17 protein-coding genes are annotated in these 12608 nt (G+C 74.0%); 10 read left to right on the forward strand and 7 right to left on the reverse strand.

Translation table 11 applies throughout. The features are described from left to right. The first annotated feature begins 57 nt into the window (after positions 1–57). A complete protein-coding gene (locus ACFOW4_RS28520) occupies positions 58–1011 on the forward strand; it encodes a hypothetical protein (protein ID WP_377533384.1) in 954 nt (317 codons plus the stop codon). 141 nt (positions 1012–1152) lie between these two features. On the opposite strand, the gene ACFOW4_RS28525 is transcribed toward ACFOW4_RS28520, so the two are convergent. Continuing rightward, the gene (locus ACFOW4_RS28525) at positions 1153–1725 is read right to left on the reverse strand and encodes a DUF3000 domain-containing protein (RefSeq protein ID WP_377533385.1); all 573 of its coding nucleotides are present in this window, start codon (positions 1723–1725) and stop codon (positions 1153–1155) included. A gap of 226 nt (positions 1726–1951) precedes the next feature. Between ACFOW4_RS28525 and hemE the strand changes: the two genes are divergently transcribed. The 3 genes from hemE to hemQ are packed head-to-tail and all read left to right on the forward strand — an operon-like array spanning position 1952 to position 5162. After that, positions 1952–3049: a uroporphyrinogen decarboxylase gene (gene hemE, locus ACFOW4_RS28530; RefSeq protein WP_377533386.1), complete on the forward strand. Its 1098-nt coding sequence runs from the start codon at positions 1952–1954 to the stop codon at positions 3047–3049. Between the two features lie 5 nt (positions 3050–3054). Further along, entirely contained in the window at positions 3055–4464 is a 1410-nt protein-coding gene (hemG, locus tag ACFOW4_RS28535) for a protoporphyrinogen oxidase (RefSeq protein ID WP_377533387.1), read from the forward strand. After that, positions 4461–5162, forward strand: a complete 702-nt coding sequence (hemQ, locus tag ACFOW4_RS28540; protein ID WP_377533388.1) for a hydrogen peroxide-dependent heme synthase — start codon at positions 4461–4463, stop codon at positions 5160–5162. The genes hemG and hemQ overlap by 4 nt, the downstream gene beginning before the upstream one ends. Before the next feature lie 83 nt (positions 5163–5245). Here the strand turns inward: hemQ and ACFOW4_RS28545 are convergent, their stop codons facing one another. The 4 genes from ACFOW4_RS28545 to ACFOW4_RS28560 all read right to left on the reverse strand — a co-directional run bounded on the left by ACFOW4_RS28545 (position 5246) and on the right by ACFOW4_RS28560 (position 7686). After that, complete coding sequence (locus ACFOW4_RS28545) at positions 5246–5731, reverse strand: GNAT family N-acetyltransferase (RefSeq protein ID WP_377533389.1); 486 nt, start codon at positions 5729–5731, stop codon at positions 5246–5248. 81 nt (positions 5732–5812) lie between these two features. After that, positions 5813–6268: a GNAT family N-acetyltransferase gene (locus tag ACFOW4_RS28550; RefSeq protein WP_377533390.1), complete on the reverse strand. Its 456-nt coding sequence runs from the start codon at positions 6266–6268 to the stop codon at positions 5813–5815. A 34-nt stretch (positions 6269–6302) separates the two neighbouring features. After that, the gene (locus ACFOW4_RS28555) at positions 6303–7250 is read right to left on the reverse strand and encodes a DMT family transporter (RefSeq protein WP_377533391.1); all 948 of its coding nucleotides are present in this window, start codon (positions 7248–7250) and stop codon (positions 6303–6305) included. Between the two features lie 175 nt (positions 7251–7425). After that, positions 7426–7686, reverse strand: a complete 261-nt coding sequence (locus tag ACFOW4_RS28560) for a Prokaryotic metallothionein (RefSeq protein ID WP_377533579.1) — start codon at positions 7684–7686, stop codon at positions 7426–7428. A 156-nt stretch (positions 7687–7842) separates the two neighbouring features. On the opposite strand from ACFOW4_RS28560, the gene ACFOW4_RS28565 reads away from it, so the two are divergent. The 3 genes from ACFOW4_RS28565 to ACFOW4_RS28575 all read left to right on the forward strand — a co-directional run bounded on the left by ACFOW4_RS28565 (position 7843) and on the right by ACFOW4_RS28575 (position 9781). Further along, a complete protein-coding gene (locus ACFOW4_RS28565) occupies positions 7843–8118 on the forward strand; it encodes a glycoside hydrolase (RefSeq protein WP_377533392.1) in 276 nt (91 codons plus the stop codon). A gap of 171 nt (positions 8119–8289) precedes the next feature. Further along, the gene (locus ACFOW4_RS28570) at positions 8290–9024 is read left to right on the forward strand and encodes a lytic polysaccharide monooxygenase (protein ID WP_377533393.1); all 735 of its coding nucleotides are present in this window, start codon (positions 8290–8292) and stop codon (positions 9022–9024) included. 61 nt (positions 9025–9085) lie between these two features. Next, positions 9086–9781 (forward strand): DUF305 domain-containing protein, encoded by a 696-nt coding sequence (locus ACFOW4_RS28575; RefSeq protein ID WP_377533394.1) that lies wholly within the window; start codon positions 9086–9088, stop codon positions 9779–9781. Between the two features lie 79 nt (positions 9782–9860). Here ACFOW4_RS28575 and msrB read toward each other — a convergent pair whose 3' ends face one another. Then, entirely contained in the window at positions 9861–10265 is a 405-nt protein-coding gene (msrB, locus tag ACFOW4_RS28580) for a peptide-methionine (R)-S-oxide reductase MsrB (protein ID WP_377533395.1), read from the reverse strand. Positions 10266–10312: 47 nt separating this feature from the next. Here msrB and ligD point away from each other — a divergent pair, with 47 nt between their 5' ends. Then, positions 10313–11350: a non-homologous end-joining DNA ligase gene (gene ligD, locus ACFOW4_RS28585; protein WP_377533396.1), complete on the forward strand. Its 1038-nt coding sequence runs from the start codon at positions 10313–10315 to the stop codon at positions 11348–11350. Between the two features lie 161 nt (positions 11351–11511). Here the strand turns inward: ligD and ACFOW4_RS28590 are convergent, their stop codons facing one another. Further along, the gene (locus tag ACFOW4_RS28590; protein WP_377533397.1) at positions 11512–11859 is read right to left on the reverse strand and encodes a hypothetical protein; all 348 of its coding nucleotides are present in this window, start codon (positions 11857–11859) and stop codon (positions 11512–11514) included. Positions 11860–11947: 88 nt separating this feature from the next. On the opposite strand from ACFOW4_RS28590, the gene ACFOW4_RS28595 reads away from it, so the two are divergent. Both ACFOW4_RS28595 and ACFOW4_RS28600 read left to right on the forward strand, forming a co-directional pair. After that, the gene (locus ACFOW4_RS28595) at positions 11948–12136 is read left to right on the forward strand and encodes a hypothetical protein (protein WP_377533398.1); all 189 of its coding nucleotides are present in this window, start codon (positions 11948–11950) and stop codon (positions 12134–12136) included. 29 nt (positions 12137–12165) lie between these two features. After that, positions 12166–12570, forward strand: a complete 405-nt coding sequence (locus ACFOW4_RS28600; protein ID WP_377533399.1) for a hypothetical protein — start codon at positions 12166–12168, stop codon at positions 12568–12570. The last annotated feature ends 38 nt before the right edge of the window (positions 12571–12608 follow it).

Genomic DNA, 12608 nt, shown 5'->3' on the forward strand with positions numbered 1-12608 from the left:
CGTGTCATCCGGCCCGTCGCGCCCAGCGGCGCGGGGCCAGCTCACCTGGAGGAAGAAATGTCCCAGCCACCGACCGGACCGGAGGGCCGTCCGCCGGTGACCCCGGCGCCGGGCGCCCCGGGCCAGCCGCCGGCCGGCGCCACCCAGCCCGTTCCCCAGCAGTACGGTCCGGGCCCGTCCGCCGCCGACCGGACCGTGCAGTACGGCCCGGACCAGACCGTGGCGTACGGCCAGCCGGTCGGACAGCAGTACGGCCCCGGCCAGCCGGTCGGACAGCAGTACGGCCCCGGCCAGCCCGTTGCGGGTGGCCCGTCGCCCAGCGACCAGACCGTGCAGTACGGCCCCGGGCAGCAGTACGGCTCACCTCAGCCGCAGTACGGCGCCGGTGCCGCCCAGCCGGCGCCCGGCTACCCGGCCAGCGCCCCGCCGTACCCCGGCCAGCCGATGTCCGCGCCACCGGTCTCCGGCCCGGTCTACGGGCAGCCGATGTCTGCGCCGCCGATGTCTGCGCCGCCGGTCTCCGGCGCGGCCTACGGGCAGCCGATGTCCGCGCCGCCCGGTCAGATGCCGCCCTACGGCGCGCCGACGGCACCCGCCGGCAAGGGCCGCGGCGTGCTCGTGCTGGCCCTGGTGGCCGCGCTGCTCTTCGTCCTCGGTGGGGTGATGACCGGGCTGTTCGTGACCAAGAGCAACGAGCTGGACCGTACCGAGAAGCGGCTGACCGGTCAGGTCAGCCAGCGCGACGGCACGATCGCGGCGAACACCAAGGAAATCGACAAGCTGAAGGTCGACCTGCAGACCGTGCAGGACAAGCTCGACGACACCGAGCAGGACCTCACCGGCACCCGCAACGACCGTGACGAGCAGGCTCGGCAGAAGAAGGTCATCGCGACCTGCCTGGACAAGCTGACCACCGCGCTGGGCGCGGCGGCGGCCGGCAACAAGAGCGCGTACGACAGCGCGATGAAGGGCCTGGACAAGGTCTGCGACGAGGCGGACAACTACCTCTGACAGTGACCGGGCCGGCCGACCGGCTCGCCCGGGCCGAGCGACCGGCCCCGGCCGTCGATCATGAAGTTGTTGTCACGACACGCCGAGGCGGCGGGCAACAACCTCATGATCGACGCAGTGGGGCGGGGGCGGTGGGGGTGGTCAGGCCGCGCCGGCGGGCCGGCGGTCGGGCAGGGCCGTCACCCCGGGCGGGGGGAGCCCCGCGGTGGAGGCGAGCAGCGCGCACCAGCCGAGCAGGTGCGGGGCCAGGTCGTCGTCGAGCGGGGTCCACGAGGCGCGGATCTCGATGTCGCCGGCGGTGGGCGGGCCGGCCAGGTCGCCGAAGCGCGTGGACATGGTCTGGGTGACCGTCCCGCCGATCGCCCGGTACGTCGCGTCCTGGGCGTCCAGGGCGTCGGTCAGCCACGTCCAGCCCACCCCGGGCAGCAGCGGGTCGGCGGCCAGGTCGACCTCCAGCTCGGCGGTCACGTAGGTGACCAGCCGCAGGGTGCCCTGCCAGGCCTCGTGCCCCACCGGGTCGTGCAGCAGGATCAGCCGCCCGGTGGACACCTCCTCGCCGGCGCGCAGCACGGTCGCCGAGAGCGCGAACGCGTACGGCGCGAGCCGCTGGGGCGCGCCGACCTCCTCCAGCTGGATCTCCGGCCGGGGTGCCGTCGACCGCAGCCCGGCGACCGCGCGGGCGAAGGTCTCCGGGAGCGCGATCGGGGGGGCCATGCCGGCAGCCTATGCCGCCGCCGGCCCACCTGCCTCGACGGCACGCCGAGGTCCGCCGCCCAGCGGCCTCCCCGTGCCAGCCCAGCCGGGCGGCAACGTTAGAAGGGGACCCTTGTCTACCGGAGGCGTTAACAAGGGGCCCTTCCTTTCCGGCGGGCGGGCGGGACGGGTCACAAAAGGGGGCGGGGGCGGGGAAGCGGCTCGGGCGCGTGGCACGATGGCGGCGATGACCACGGACACCACGGGCACTGCCGCCCGAGACGGAGCACCCCGCCCCGGCGGACCGGCCGACTCGGCCTTCGTGCGGGCCTGCCAGCGCCGACCCGCCCCGCACACCCCGGTCTGGTTCATGCGCCAGGCCGGCCGCTCGCTGCCGGAGTACCGGGAAATCCGGGCGAACGTGCCGATGCTGGAGTCCTGCCGCCGCCCGGAGCTGGTCACCGAGATCACCCTCCAGCCGGTGCGCCGGCACGGGGTGGACGCGGCGATCCTGTTCAGCGACATCGTGGTGCCGGTCGCCGCAGCCGGGGTCGACCTGGACATCGTGCCGGGCACCGGGCCGGTCGTCGCCGAGCCGGTCCGCACCGCCGACGACGTCGAGCGGATCCGCCCGATCAGCCGCGACGACGTGTCGTACGTGGACGAGGCGGTCCGCCAGCTGGTGGTCGAGCTGGGCGACACCCCGCTGATCGGCTTCGCCGGGGCGCCGTTCACCCTGGCCAGCTACCTGGTCGAGGGCGGTCCGTCGCGGACGCACGCGAAGACCAAGGCGCTGATGTACGGCGACGAGGAGCTGTGGCACGCGCTCTGCGGCCGGCTGGCCGAGGTGACGCTGTCCTTCCTGCGGGTGCAGGTCGACGCCGGGGTCTCCGCCGTGCAGTTGTTCGACTCCTGGGCCGGCGCGCTGTCCGAGGCCGACTACCGCCGCTACGTGCTGCCGCACTCGACGGCCGTGCTGGGCGGGCTGGCCGACGCGGGCGTGCCGCGGATCCACTTCGGGGTGGGCACCGGCGAGCTGCTCGGCGCGATGGGCGAGGCCGGCGCCGACGTGGTCGGCGTCGACTGGCGTACCCCGCTGGACGTGGCCACCGGCCGGATCGGCCCGGACAAGGCGGTGCAGGGCAACCTGGACCCGACCGTGCTGTTCGCCCCGTGGCCGGTGGTGGAGGCCGAGGTACGCCGGATCCTCACCCAGGGCCGCGCCGCGCCCGGCCACGTGTTCAACCTCGGCCACGGGGTGCTGCCGGAGACCGACCCGGACGTGCTGACCCGGGTGGTCGCGCTGGTGCACGAGCTGTCCGGCCGCCGGGCCGACCAGGGCTGACAAGCATGGGGCAGCCCTGGCGGGTGGCGGTGGTCGGCGGCGGGATCGCCGGGCTGGCCGCCGCCGTGCGGCTGCGCGACCGAGCGCCGGCCGGCACCGAGATCACGGTGTACGAGCAGTCCGGCGCGCTCGGCGGCAAGCTGCGCACCGGCGCGCTGGCCGGCCAGCCGGTGGAGTTGGGCGCCGAGTCGTTCCTGATGCGCGACCCGGCCGGCGCCGAGTCGGCCGCCGTGGGGTTGATCCGCCGGCTCGGGCTGGCCGAGAAGATCGTGCACCCCACCGTCGGGCAGGCCGCCCTGGTCGTCGACGGTGGGCTGCGCCCCGTTCCGGGCGGGACGCTGGTGGGCGTACCCGGAGATCTGGAGCGGGTGGCCACGGTCGCGCGGCCGGCCGCGGACGCCGACACCGACGGCGGCCGGCCGTTGCTGGGCGCCGACGCGGACGTCTCCGTCGGCGCGCTGGTCCGGTCCCGGTTCGGCGACGAGGTGGTCGACCGGCTGGTCGACCCGATGCTCGGTGGCGTGTACGCCGGCCGCGCCGACGACCTCTCCCTGGTCACCACGATGCCGGCGCTGGCACGCGCGGCCCGGGTGGAGCACACCCTGCTCGGCGCGGTGCGGGCGGCGCAGGCCGCCGCGCCCCGCGCCCCCGGCGCACCGGTGTTCGGCACCCTGGCTGGTGGGCTCTCCACCCTGGTCGACGCCGCCGTGACGGCCAGCGGCGCGACGGTGCGGCGGGACGCGGCGGTCCGCGAGCTGACCCCGACCGGCGCGGGCTGGCGACTCACCGTCGGCCCGACCCGCGACCCCGAACTGGTCGACGTGGACGCCGTGGTGCTGGCGGTCCCGGCCCGGCCGGCGGCCCGCCTGCTCTCCGGCCCGGCCCCGGCGGCCGCCGCCGGCGTCGGCGGCCTGGACTACGCCAGCGTCGCGCTGGTCACGCTGGCGCTGCCGCAGCCGCGGTTGCCCGAGCTGTCCGGCTTCCTGGTGCCGAGCACCGAGGGGCTGCTGACCAAGGCGGCGACGTTCTTCACCACCAAGTGGGGGCACCTGCGCCGGTCCGACGGGCTGGCCCTGGTGCGCGCCTCGGTGGGTCGGTACGGGGAGGAGGAGTATCTCCAGCGCCCCGACGCCGACCTGGCCGCGACCGTGCACCGGGAGTTGTCGGCGGTGCTCGGCGCCCCGCTGCCCGACGCGGTCGGCGGGCACGTGCAGCGCTGGGGCGGCGCGCTGCCGCAGTACACCCCGGGGCACGCCGACCGGGTGGCCGCCGCACGGACGGCGCTGCGGGCCGCCCACCCCACCCTGGTCCTCGCGGGCGCCGGCTACGACGGTGTCGGCATCCCGGTCTGCGTCCGCTCGGGCGAGACGGCGGCCGACGAGATCATCACAGCACTGGGAGGACCGGCGAGATGACCGAGCAGACCAACGCGGCCCGGCTGCGGGAGCTGAACGCCAGCATTCGCTACACGATGTGGTCGGTGTTCCGGGCCAGCGCCCCGCTGCCGTCGCTGCGGGACAACGTGACCGGCGAGGTCGAGTCCCTCTTCGAGGAGATGGCCGGCAAGGACGTGGTGGTCCGCGGCGTGTACGACGTCTCCGGGCTGCGCGCCGACGCCGACGTGCTGATCTGGTGGCACTCCGCCTCCAGCGACGCGTTGCAGGACGCGTACCTGCGGTTCCGCCGCACCACGCTCGGGCGGTCGATGACCCCGGTCTGGTCGCAGATGGCGCTGCACCGGCCCGCCGAGTTCAACAAGAGCCACATCCCGGCGTTCCTGGCCGGCGAGGAGGCCCGCCCGTACCTGTGCGTGTACCCGTTCGTCCGCTCGTACGAGTGGTACCTGCTGCCCGACGCCGAGCGGCGGGAGATGCTGGCCGAGCACGGCCGGCTGGCGCGCGGCTACCCGGACGTGCGGGCCAACACGGTCGCCTCGTTCGCGCTCGGCGACTACGAGTGGATGTTGGCGTTCGAGGCCGACGAGCTGCACCGGATCGTGGACCTGATGCGTGACCTGCGTGCGTCCGGCGCCCGCCGGCACGTCCGCGAGGAGGTCCCGTTCTACACCGGCCGTCGCCGCTCGGTCGCCGAGATCGTCAACTGCCTGGTCTGAGCTGTTAGGAGGGGCCCCCTGTTAACGCCTGGCGTTGTACAGGGGGCCCCTCCTAACAAGCGTGCGGCGCGGCGGGCGCTCGGTCAGAGCTGCCGGAACATGACCTGCGCGCGTACCCCGTCGGGCAGCACCTTCCCGGGTACGTCGGACGGGACGAAGCCGCTGCGCCGGTAGAGGGCGATCGCGGCTGCGTTGTCCGGAGCGACGCCGAGGCCCACCCGGTGGGCGCCCCGCTCCTTCGCCCACCGCGCCACCTCGTCCACCAGCCGGTCGCCGACGCCCCGGCCGCGCGCGTCGGGGCGCACCCACATGGAGGTCAGCGCCACCTCGGTCGCGGTCGGCCAGGTGACGCCGCTGGCCATCCCGGCCGGCCGCCCGTCGAGGCTGGCCACCAGGTTGTGCGAGCCGGGAATGGCGAGGCGTTCCCGCCACCGCTGCTCGGTGTCGCCGTCGCCCTGCCAGTCGGCCAGCCGGGCGCCGAACGCCGCCGGCGCCTCGGTGAGGGCTGCCAGTCGCAGTTGGCGCCAGGTCGGCCAGTCGTCCGGGCCGACCACGGTCATCTCGATCATTTCGGCATCGTGCCGGTGCCCGGCGCGCGGGCCAAACGATTTCCCCGCCGGCCCGGCGCCCATCCCCGCGCGGGTGTGGCGTCAGGCGTCGATGCGTTCGCGGCGCATGGGGGTGTGCGGGATGCCGTCCTCGACGTACTCCGCTCCGCTGACCGCGAAGCCGTGCCGGCCGTAGAACGCGACCAGGTGCGACTGGGCCTCCAGCACGCACGGCCGGTTGCCCACGACCTCCAGCGCCGCGGTGATGAGCCGGCCGGCGTGCCCGCCGCCGCGTGCCGCCGGGTCCACCACGACCCGACCGATCCGGGCGGTGCCGTCCGGGTCGGCCAGGATCCGCAGGTACGCCAGCGGCGCGCCGCCGTCGGTCAGCCAGAGGTGGCGGGTGCCGGGCTCCACGTCCCGCCCGTCCAGCTCCCGGTACGGGCAGTTCTGCTCGACCACGAACACGTCGATCCGCAGCTTGAGCAGGTCGTGGAAGGTGCGGGTGTCCAGATCGGCGAAGGAGGCGGTTCGGATCTCGGCGGTCTGCTGGCGCATCCCGCGATGGTAGGCCGCCGCTCAGCGGGTCGGTTCACGACGCCTCCCGTCCGGCGGGGGAGAGGTAGGTGGCGGCCACGGCGCAGAGCAGCAGCCCGCCGCCGGCCACCAGTGGCAGCGGCAGCGGCTCGTGCAGCAGCGCCACGGCGAGTGCCGCCGCGGTGAGCGGCTCCAGCAGGGTCAGCACGGCGGCGACGCTGCCCTCGGTGGTTCGCAGCCCGGCGTAGAACAGCGCGTACGCCAGCGCGGTGGTGACCACCCCGAGGTGCAGCAGCAGCCCGACGGTGTTGGCGCGCAGCGGCACGGTCACCCCGGCGACCAGCGCGAACGGGGCCAGGGTCAGCGCGCCGATCGCGGTGGAGACGGTGGTCAGCGTCATCGGCGCGGTGCGCTGCGACACCTGCCGGCTGACCAGGGTGCTCGCCGCGTACCCGAGGCCGGACCCGGCGGCGGCCAGCAGGCCGAGCAACGGTCGGGGCGCCGCCGCGGTGGGCTCCGCCGTGGAGCCGGTGATCAGGGCGAGACCGGCCACGGCGGCCACCAGCGTGGCGAGCCGGAGCGGGCCGGGTGCCCGCCGGGCCCGCACCGACTCCCACGCGGCGGCGAGCACCGGCGCCAGCCCGAGACTCACCACGGTGGCCACGCCGACCCCGGCCATCGCCACGGCGGCGAAGTAGAGCGCCTGGTAGAGGCCGAGGCCGACGCCGGTGAGCAGCAGCGCCAGCGGTGCCGCGCGCACGGCGGCCAGCGTGGAGCCCAGCCGCCCGGCGGTGCAGACGAGCAGGACGACGGCGGCGATCGCGAGGCGGTGGAAGCCGATGGTCACCGGGTTGAGGCCGGTGCTTTCACGCAGGAGTTGCACCGCGACGCCGGTGGTGCCCCAGAGCACCCCGGTGACGGTGATCTGGATCAGGCCGGTGCGGGCGTGGGCGGCGGCGAGCGCCGTCGGGGCGGGCGAGGGCGCGGTACGGGAGGTGGCCATGGATGCGCTCCGGAGGATGAGCCGCTGACAGGGGACGACGTCGGCGGAGCGCGTACGGCGAGGTGGCCGGACCGGGTCACCCGGTCGGCGGAAGGCGCGGCGCTCCGGTCAGGAGCGCGGCGGCGGGAGGACGCCGAGGAACGGTCGCATCCGACGACCGTACCCGGTGGCGACGTCAGGCGGGGCGGGCGCCGACCGCGTCGCGGATTTCTGCGCCCTGGTCTCCCTCGACCGCCCGGGCACAGTGCCCGCAGCAGAAGAAGCGGCCGTTGACCTCGACCCCGTGGCCGACGATCTTGATCTGGCAGTGCTCGCAGATCGGTGCCAGCTTGTGGATCGCGCACTCGAAGGAGTCGAAGGTGTGGACGTCGCCGCTGACCGTGCGTACCTCGAACGCCATCCAGTAGTCGTTGCCGCAGACCTCGCAGGTCGCCATGGAGAACCCCCCGTTTTCGGACATGTAGCCCCAGCGTGCCGCAGGACGGGGCGCTGCCGGCCGAATTGCTGCAATCCCACCGGGCTGGGCGGCGTGTCGGCTCCGGCGTGTCGTCCGTTATGCCGAGTGGACCGCCGCAACCCCCGGAGGATCGCAGTGATCAAGCGCAACAGACTCTTCGGCAACCAGACCCGGGTGACCTTCTGCCTGCCCCGGGACGCCCCGCCCGGCCCGGTCAGCGTGGTCGGCTGCTTCAACGAGTGGGAGCCGGGCCGGCACGAACTGGTGGCCCGTCGCGACGGCACCCGGACGGTGACCGTGCGGCTCGGGCCGGGGGAGTACCGGTTCCGCTACCTCGCCAGCGGCGGGGTGTGGCTCGACGACGACTCGGCCGACCAGGTGGACGACTGCGGCAGCCTGCTGCGGCTCTGAGCAATCGAATCGTCACCGTCGATATATTTATCGATCGGGGTCTTTACTGTTAACAAACTTTAAATTACGTTGAAGGGCACCTTCCCCAGGTGGAGGGCCGGTCCCCGGCCTCGGCTGAGCGGATCGGCGGCACCGGCCGAGTCCCGGCCGGACATCCGAAGGAGTTGCCCGATGCGTCGAAGAATCACCGTCCCGCTGGTGGTGGCGGGCGCCGTCGCCGCCACCCTCACCGTCGCCGCGCCCGCCCAGGCGCACGGCTACGTCTCCGCGCCACCCAGCCGGCAGGCGCTCTGCGCCCAGGGCCGGGTGCCCGACTGCGGGCAGATCAAGTACGAGCCGCAGAGCGTCGAGGGCCGCAAGGGCCTGCGCAGTTGCAGCGCCGGGATCGCCCAGTTCGCCGTCCTCGACGACGAGAGTCGTGGCTGGCCGGCCACCTCGGTCGGCACCTCGCTCACCTTCACCTGGGTGAACACCGCCCGGCACGCCACCAGCAACTGGGAGTACTGGATCGGCTCCACCCGGGTCGCCGTGGTCAACGGGAACGGCCAGCAGCCGGGCGCCACCGTCTCGCACACCGTCAACCTCGGGGGTTACTCCGGCCGGCAGAAGATCCTCGCGGTCTGGAACATCGCCGACACCGCGAACGCGTTCTACTCCTGCGTCGACGTGCAGATCGGTGGCGGCGGGCCGGGCCCCACCCCAACCATTTCACCGACGCCGCGCCCCACTCCGACCGCCTCGCCGACCACACCGCCCGCGCCGGGCGGCACCTGGACCGCCGGCCGCGCGTACCAGGTGGGTGACCAGGTGACCTACGGCGGCCTGACGTACCGCTGCCGGCAGGCGCACACCGCGATCCCCGGGTGGGAGCCGCCGAACGTGCCGGCGCTCTGGAGCCAGGTCTGACCGCACGGGTGCGGTTCCGGCCGCACCCGTGATCCACCCTCGCCCGATCGGAGCACCCGCCATGCCCCGGCGAACCCTCCGCCTGGCCCGCCTAGCCCGCCTGGCCCGCCTGGCCCGCTTGGCCCGCTTGGCCCGCCTGTTCCTGCTGGCCGTCGCCGGCTGCGTGCTGGCCACCGCCTGCGCCGGACCGTCCGCTTCGCCGGCCACGTCCGGTGCCGGCGCGGCTGCCTCCCCGGCCGCGCCCGGTGCCGTCCCGGCCCCGGCGGTGGCATCCGGTGCCGTCCCGGCCGCCTCCGAGCTGCCGGCCGAGGACGCGGCGCTCAGCGGCATCGACGTGCTGTTCCTGACCACAATGGCGGCGCACAGCGAGCGCACCCTGGAGATCGTCCGGCTGGCCCGGGACCGGGTCACCGACGCGGACCTGCGCACCCTGGCCGCGGCCATCGAGGCGACCGAGACCGACGAACTTTCCAGCATGCGTGCCTGGCTGCCCACTTCGGGCCCGGCCGGCGCGGCGGCCGGCCACCATCACGCCGGCCACGGGGACGATGCCGCGCTGGACCGGCTGCGGGCCGCAACCGGCGTCGACGTCGACGCGGTGCTGCGCGAGGTGCTCGCCGACCATCAGCGGGCCGCGGCCCAGCTGGCCCGGGCCCAGGTCGACGCCGGTCGCGACGAGCGGGTACGTGAACTGGCCCGCCGGGTCGAACGCTCCCGCACGGCCGAGGTCGAGCTGCTGACCGGGCAGCCGGGCTGATCAACCCGGGTTCATGGAAATCGGGGCGCCCCCGCTACGGGGACACCCCGACTTCATGGACGTCGAGTGGATCGGCGGGTCAGCGCGGTTCCAACCGGATGGAGACCGAGTTGACGCAGTGTCGGGTGTCCTTCGGGGTGAAGCCCTCGCCGTGGAAGACGTGCCCCAGGTGGCTGTCGCACCGGGCGCAGCGGATCTCCGTACGGGTCATGCCGAGGGTGTTGTCCTGGATCTCCTTGACCCGGCCCGGGATGGCGTCGTCGAAGCTCGGCCAGCCGCAGTGCGAGTCGAACTTCGTGTCGCTGGAGAAGAGTTCCAGGCCGCAGGCGCGGCAGTGGTAGACGCCGGGCGTCTTGGTGTCCACGTACTCGCCGGTCCATGGGCGTTCCGTGCCGGCCTCCCGCAGCACCCGGAACTCCTCCGGGGTCAGCCGGACCCGCCACTCTTCCTCGGTCTGGGGCAGTTCGCTCTTGTCAAGACTCACCCGTCAACGGTACGTCGAACGTCGGGGCCGTGGCATAAGGTCGCGGGATGGGTGGCACCAGGGCAGCGGTCACCGAGGTCGAGGTGGCCGGGCACACCGTACGACTGACCAGTCCCGACCGGGTGATCTTCCCGCAGCGGGGCTTCACCAAGGCGGACGTCTTCCACTACTACCTGGCGGTGGGCGACGGCATCATGCGCGCCCTGGGCCAGCGCCCCACCACGCTGCAACGCTTTCCCGAGGGCATCGAGGGCGAGATGTTCTTCCAGAAGCGGGTGCCCGCCCGGGGCGTCCCGCCGTGGGTGTCGACGGCGGAGATCACCTTCCCCAGCGGCCGGAGCGCGGCGGAGCTCTGCCCGGCCGACCTCGCGCACGTCGCCTGGGCCGCGCAGATGGGCACCATCGTGTTCCACCCGTGGCCGGTGCGCGCCGCCGACGTGGACCGCCCCGACGAGCTGCGCATCGACCTCGACCCGCAGCCGGGCACCGACTTCGCCCACGCGGCGCAGGCCGCCGCGGAGCTGCGCGGGCTCCTCGACGAGCTGGGCGTCGCCGGCTGGCCGAAGACCTCCGGCGGCCGGGGCGTGCACGTCTACCTGCGCATCGCGCCGCGCTGGACCTTCACCGAGGTGCGCCGGGCCACCATCGCGCTGGCCCGCGAGCTGGAGCGTCGCCGCCCCGAGCTGGTCACCACCGCGTGGTGGAAGGAGGAGCGCGGCAGCCGGGTCTTCGTCGACTTCAACCAGATGGCCCGGGACCGCACCATCGCCTGCGCGTACTCCCTGCGGGCCAACGCCCGGGCGACCGTCTCCACCCCGGTCAGCTGGGACGAGCTGCCCGACGTCGAGCCGGACGACTTCGATCTGGGCAGCGTTCCGGCGCGGTTGGCCGAGCGGGGCGACCCGCACGCCGGCATCGACGACGCCCCGTGGGACATCACGCCGCTGCTGGAGTGGGCCGAGCGCGACGCCGCCGCCGGCCAGGGCGACCTGCCCTACCCGCCGGACCACCCGAAGATGCCCGGCGAGCCCAAGCGGGTCCAGCCCAGCCGCGCCAAGCGCGAGCCCAGCGCCGACACCGCGTGAGTGTCGGCGACGTCCCCGCGACGCCGGCACTCACGCAGTGTCGGCGCTGGGCTCGCGGGGGTGCCGCGCCGGGTGGGCGGCGTGGTCAAGGTCAACACCAGGTCGGCGATGTCGGGCGTCCGACCAGCTCGGATACCGCAACATCGTGGATCTCGTGTTGATCAAGGGCTGATCTCCCGCCGCTCGGTGTTGGCCTGTCGCTCGGTGTCGTCGCGCCGTGCGTACCGAGCCGTCCAGGCCAGGAACTTGTCGAACAGCTCCGCCGGTGTCGTGGTCGGGTGGGGGTTGAGCTTGATCAAGTCCGCGGTGGCGTCGAAGAGCTGGCCGGCCATGTACACCGACAGCGACACGCGGTCCCGTCGGTACTCCATGCCGAGCAGCAGCCGCGCCGGCTGGCAGGGCCAGGGGGCGGCGCACACCCGGCAGAGCCACAGTGGCCGCATCGGCAGGTGCGGCCGGACCGCCCGCCGCTGGCGGTCGTGTACGGACGACACGTTCGGCGTAGGCATACCCCGATCGTCCCTCGTCCTGTTGTCTGTGTCAACGGACTCCGTAGTTGTCGGAGTCGGCGGACAGTGCCGCTGTCATCGTCAACCTGTGGAGCTGGTGGGCGTAGCGGAGATCCGGGTGATGCTCGGGAACGTGTCGCGGCAACGCGCCTCGGTGATCGCCAACCAACGGAACTTCCCGGAGCCGATCGCCGTGCTGGCCATGGGAAAGGTCTGGCGGAGGTCGGACGTCGAGGCGTGGATCAGGAAGCACCGGCCGGAGTCGGCGGCGGACTGACGTCCCCGCCGCCGGGCACACTTGCCCGCATGACTCACCCCACGGACGCGATCCACGGGCTCGTCGGCGTCTACCAGGCCGATGGTGGCCTGCGCGGCGAGCTGGCGTACCTCATCGGCAAGGTGCGCGGCACCGCCGAATGCGCCCTGTGCGACGTGACCCACCACGCGCTCGGCCGCAAGCGGGAGTGGCGGGAGCTGGTGGGGGAGCTGGGCGTGCCGTTCGATCTGGTGCACCTCAACGAGCGCACCGCCGAGGTGCGCGCGGCCAGTGCGGGACGTACCCCGTGCGTGCTGGCCCGGACCGGCGACGACCTGGTGCCGCTGCTCGGCCCGGCCGAGCTGGCCGGGCTCGACGGCAGCGTGACCCGGTTCGCGACGTCGCTGCGTGCGGCGGCCGGGCGGGCTGGGTTGGTCTGGCCGGCGTCGGAATAACGATCATGTAACGGGCGCGAACCTTTTCCCATTGGTAA

Source organism: Micromonospora sp. GCM10011542 (genome assembly GCF_042650685.1).
In the GTDB taxonomy this organism is placed as follows: domain Bacteria; phylum Actinomycetota; class Actinomycetes; order Mycobacteriales; family Micromonosporaceae; genus Micromonospora.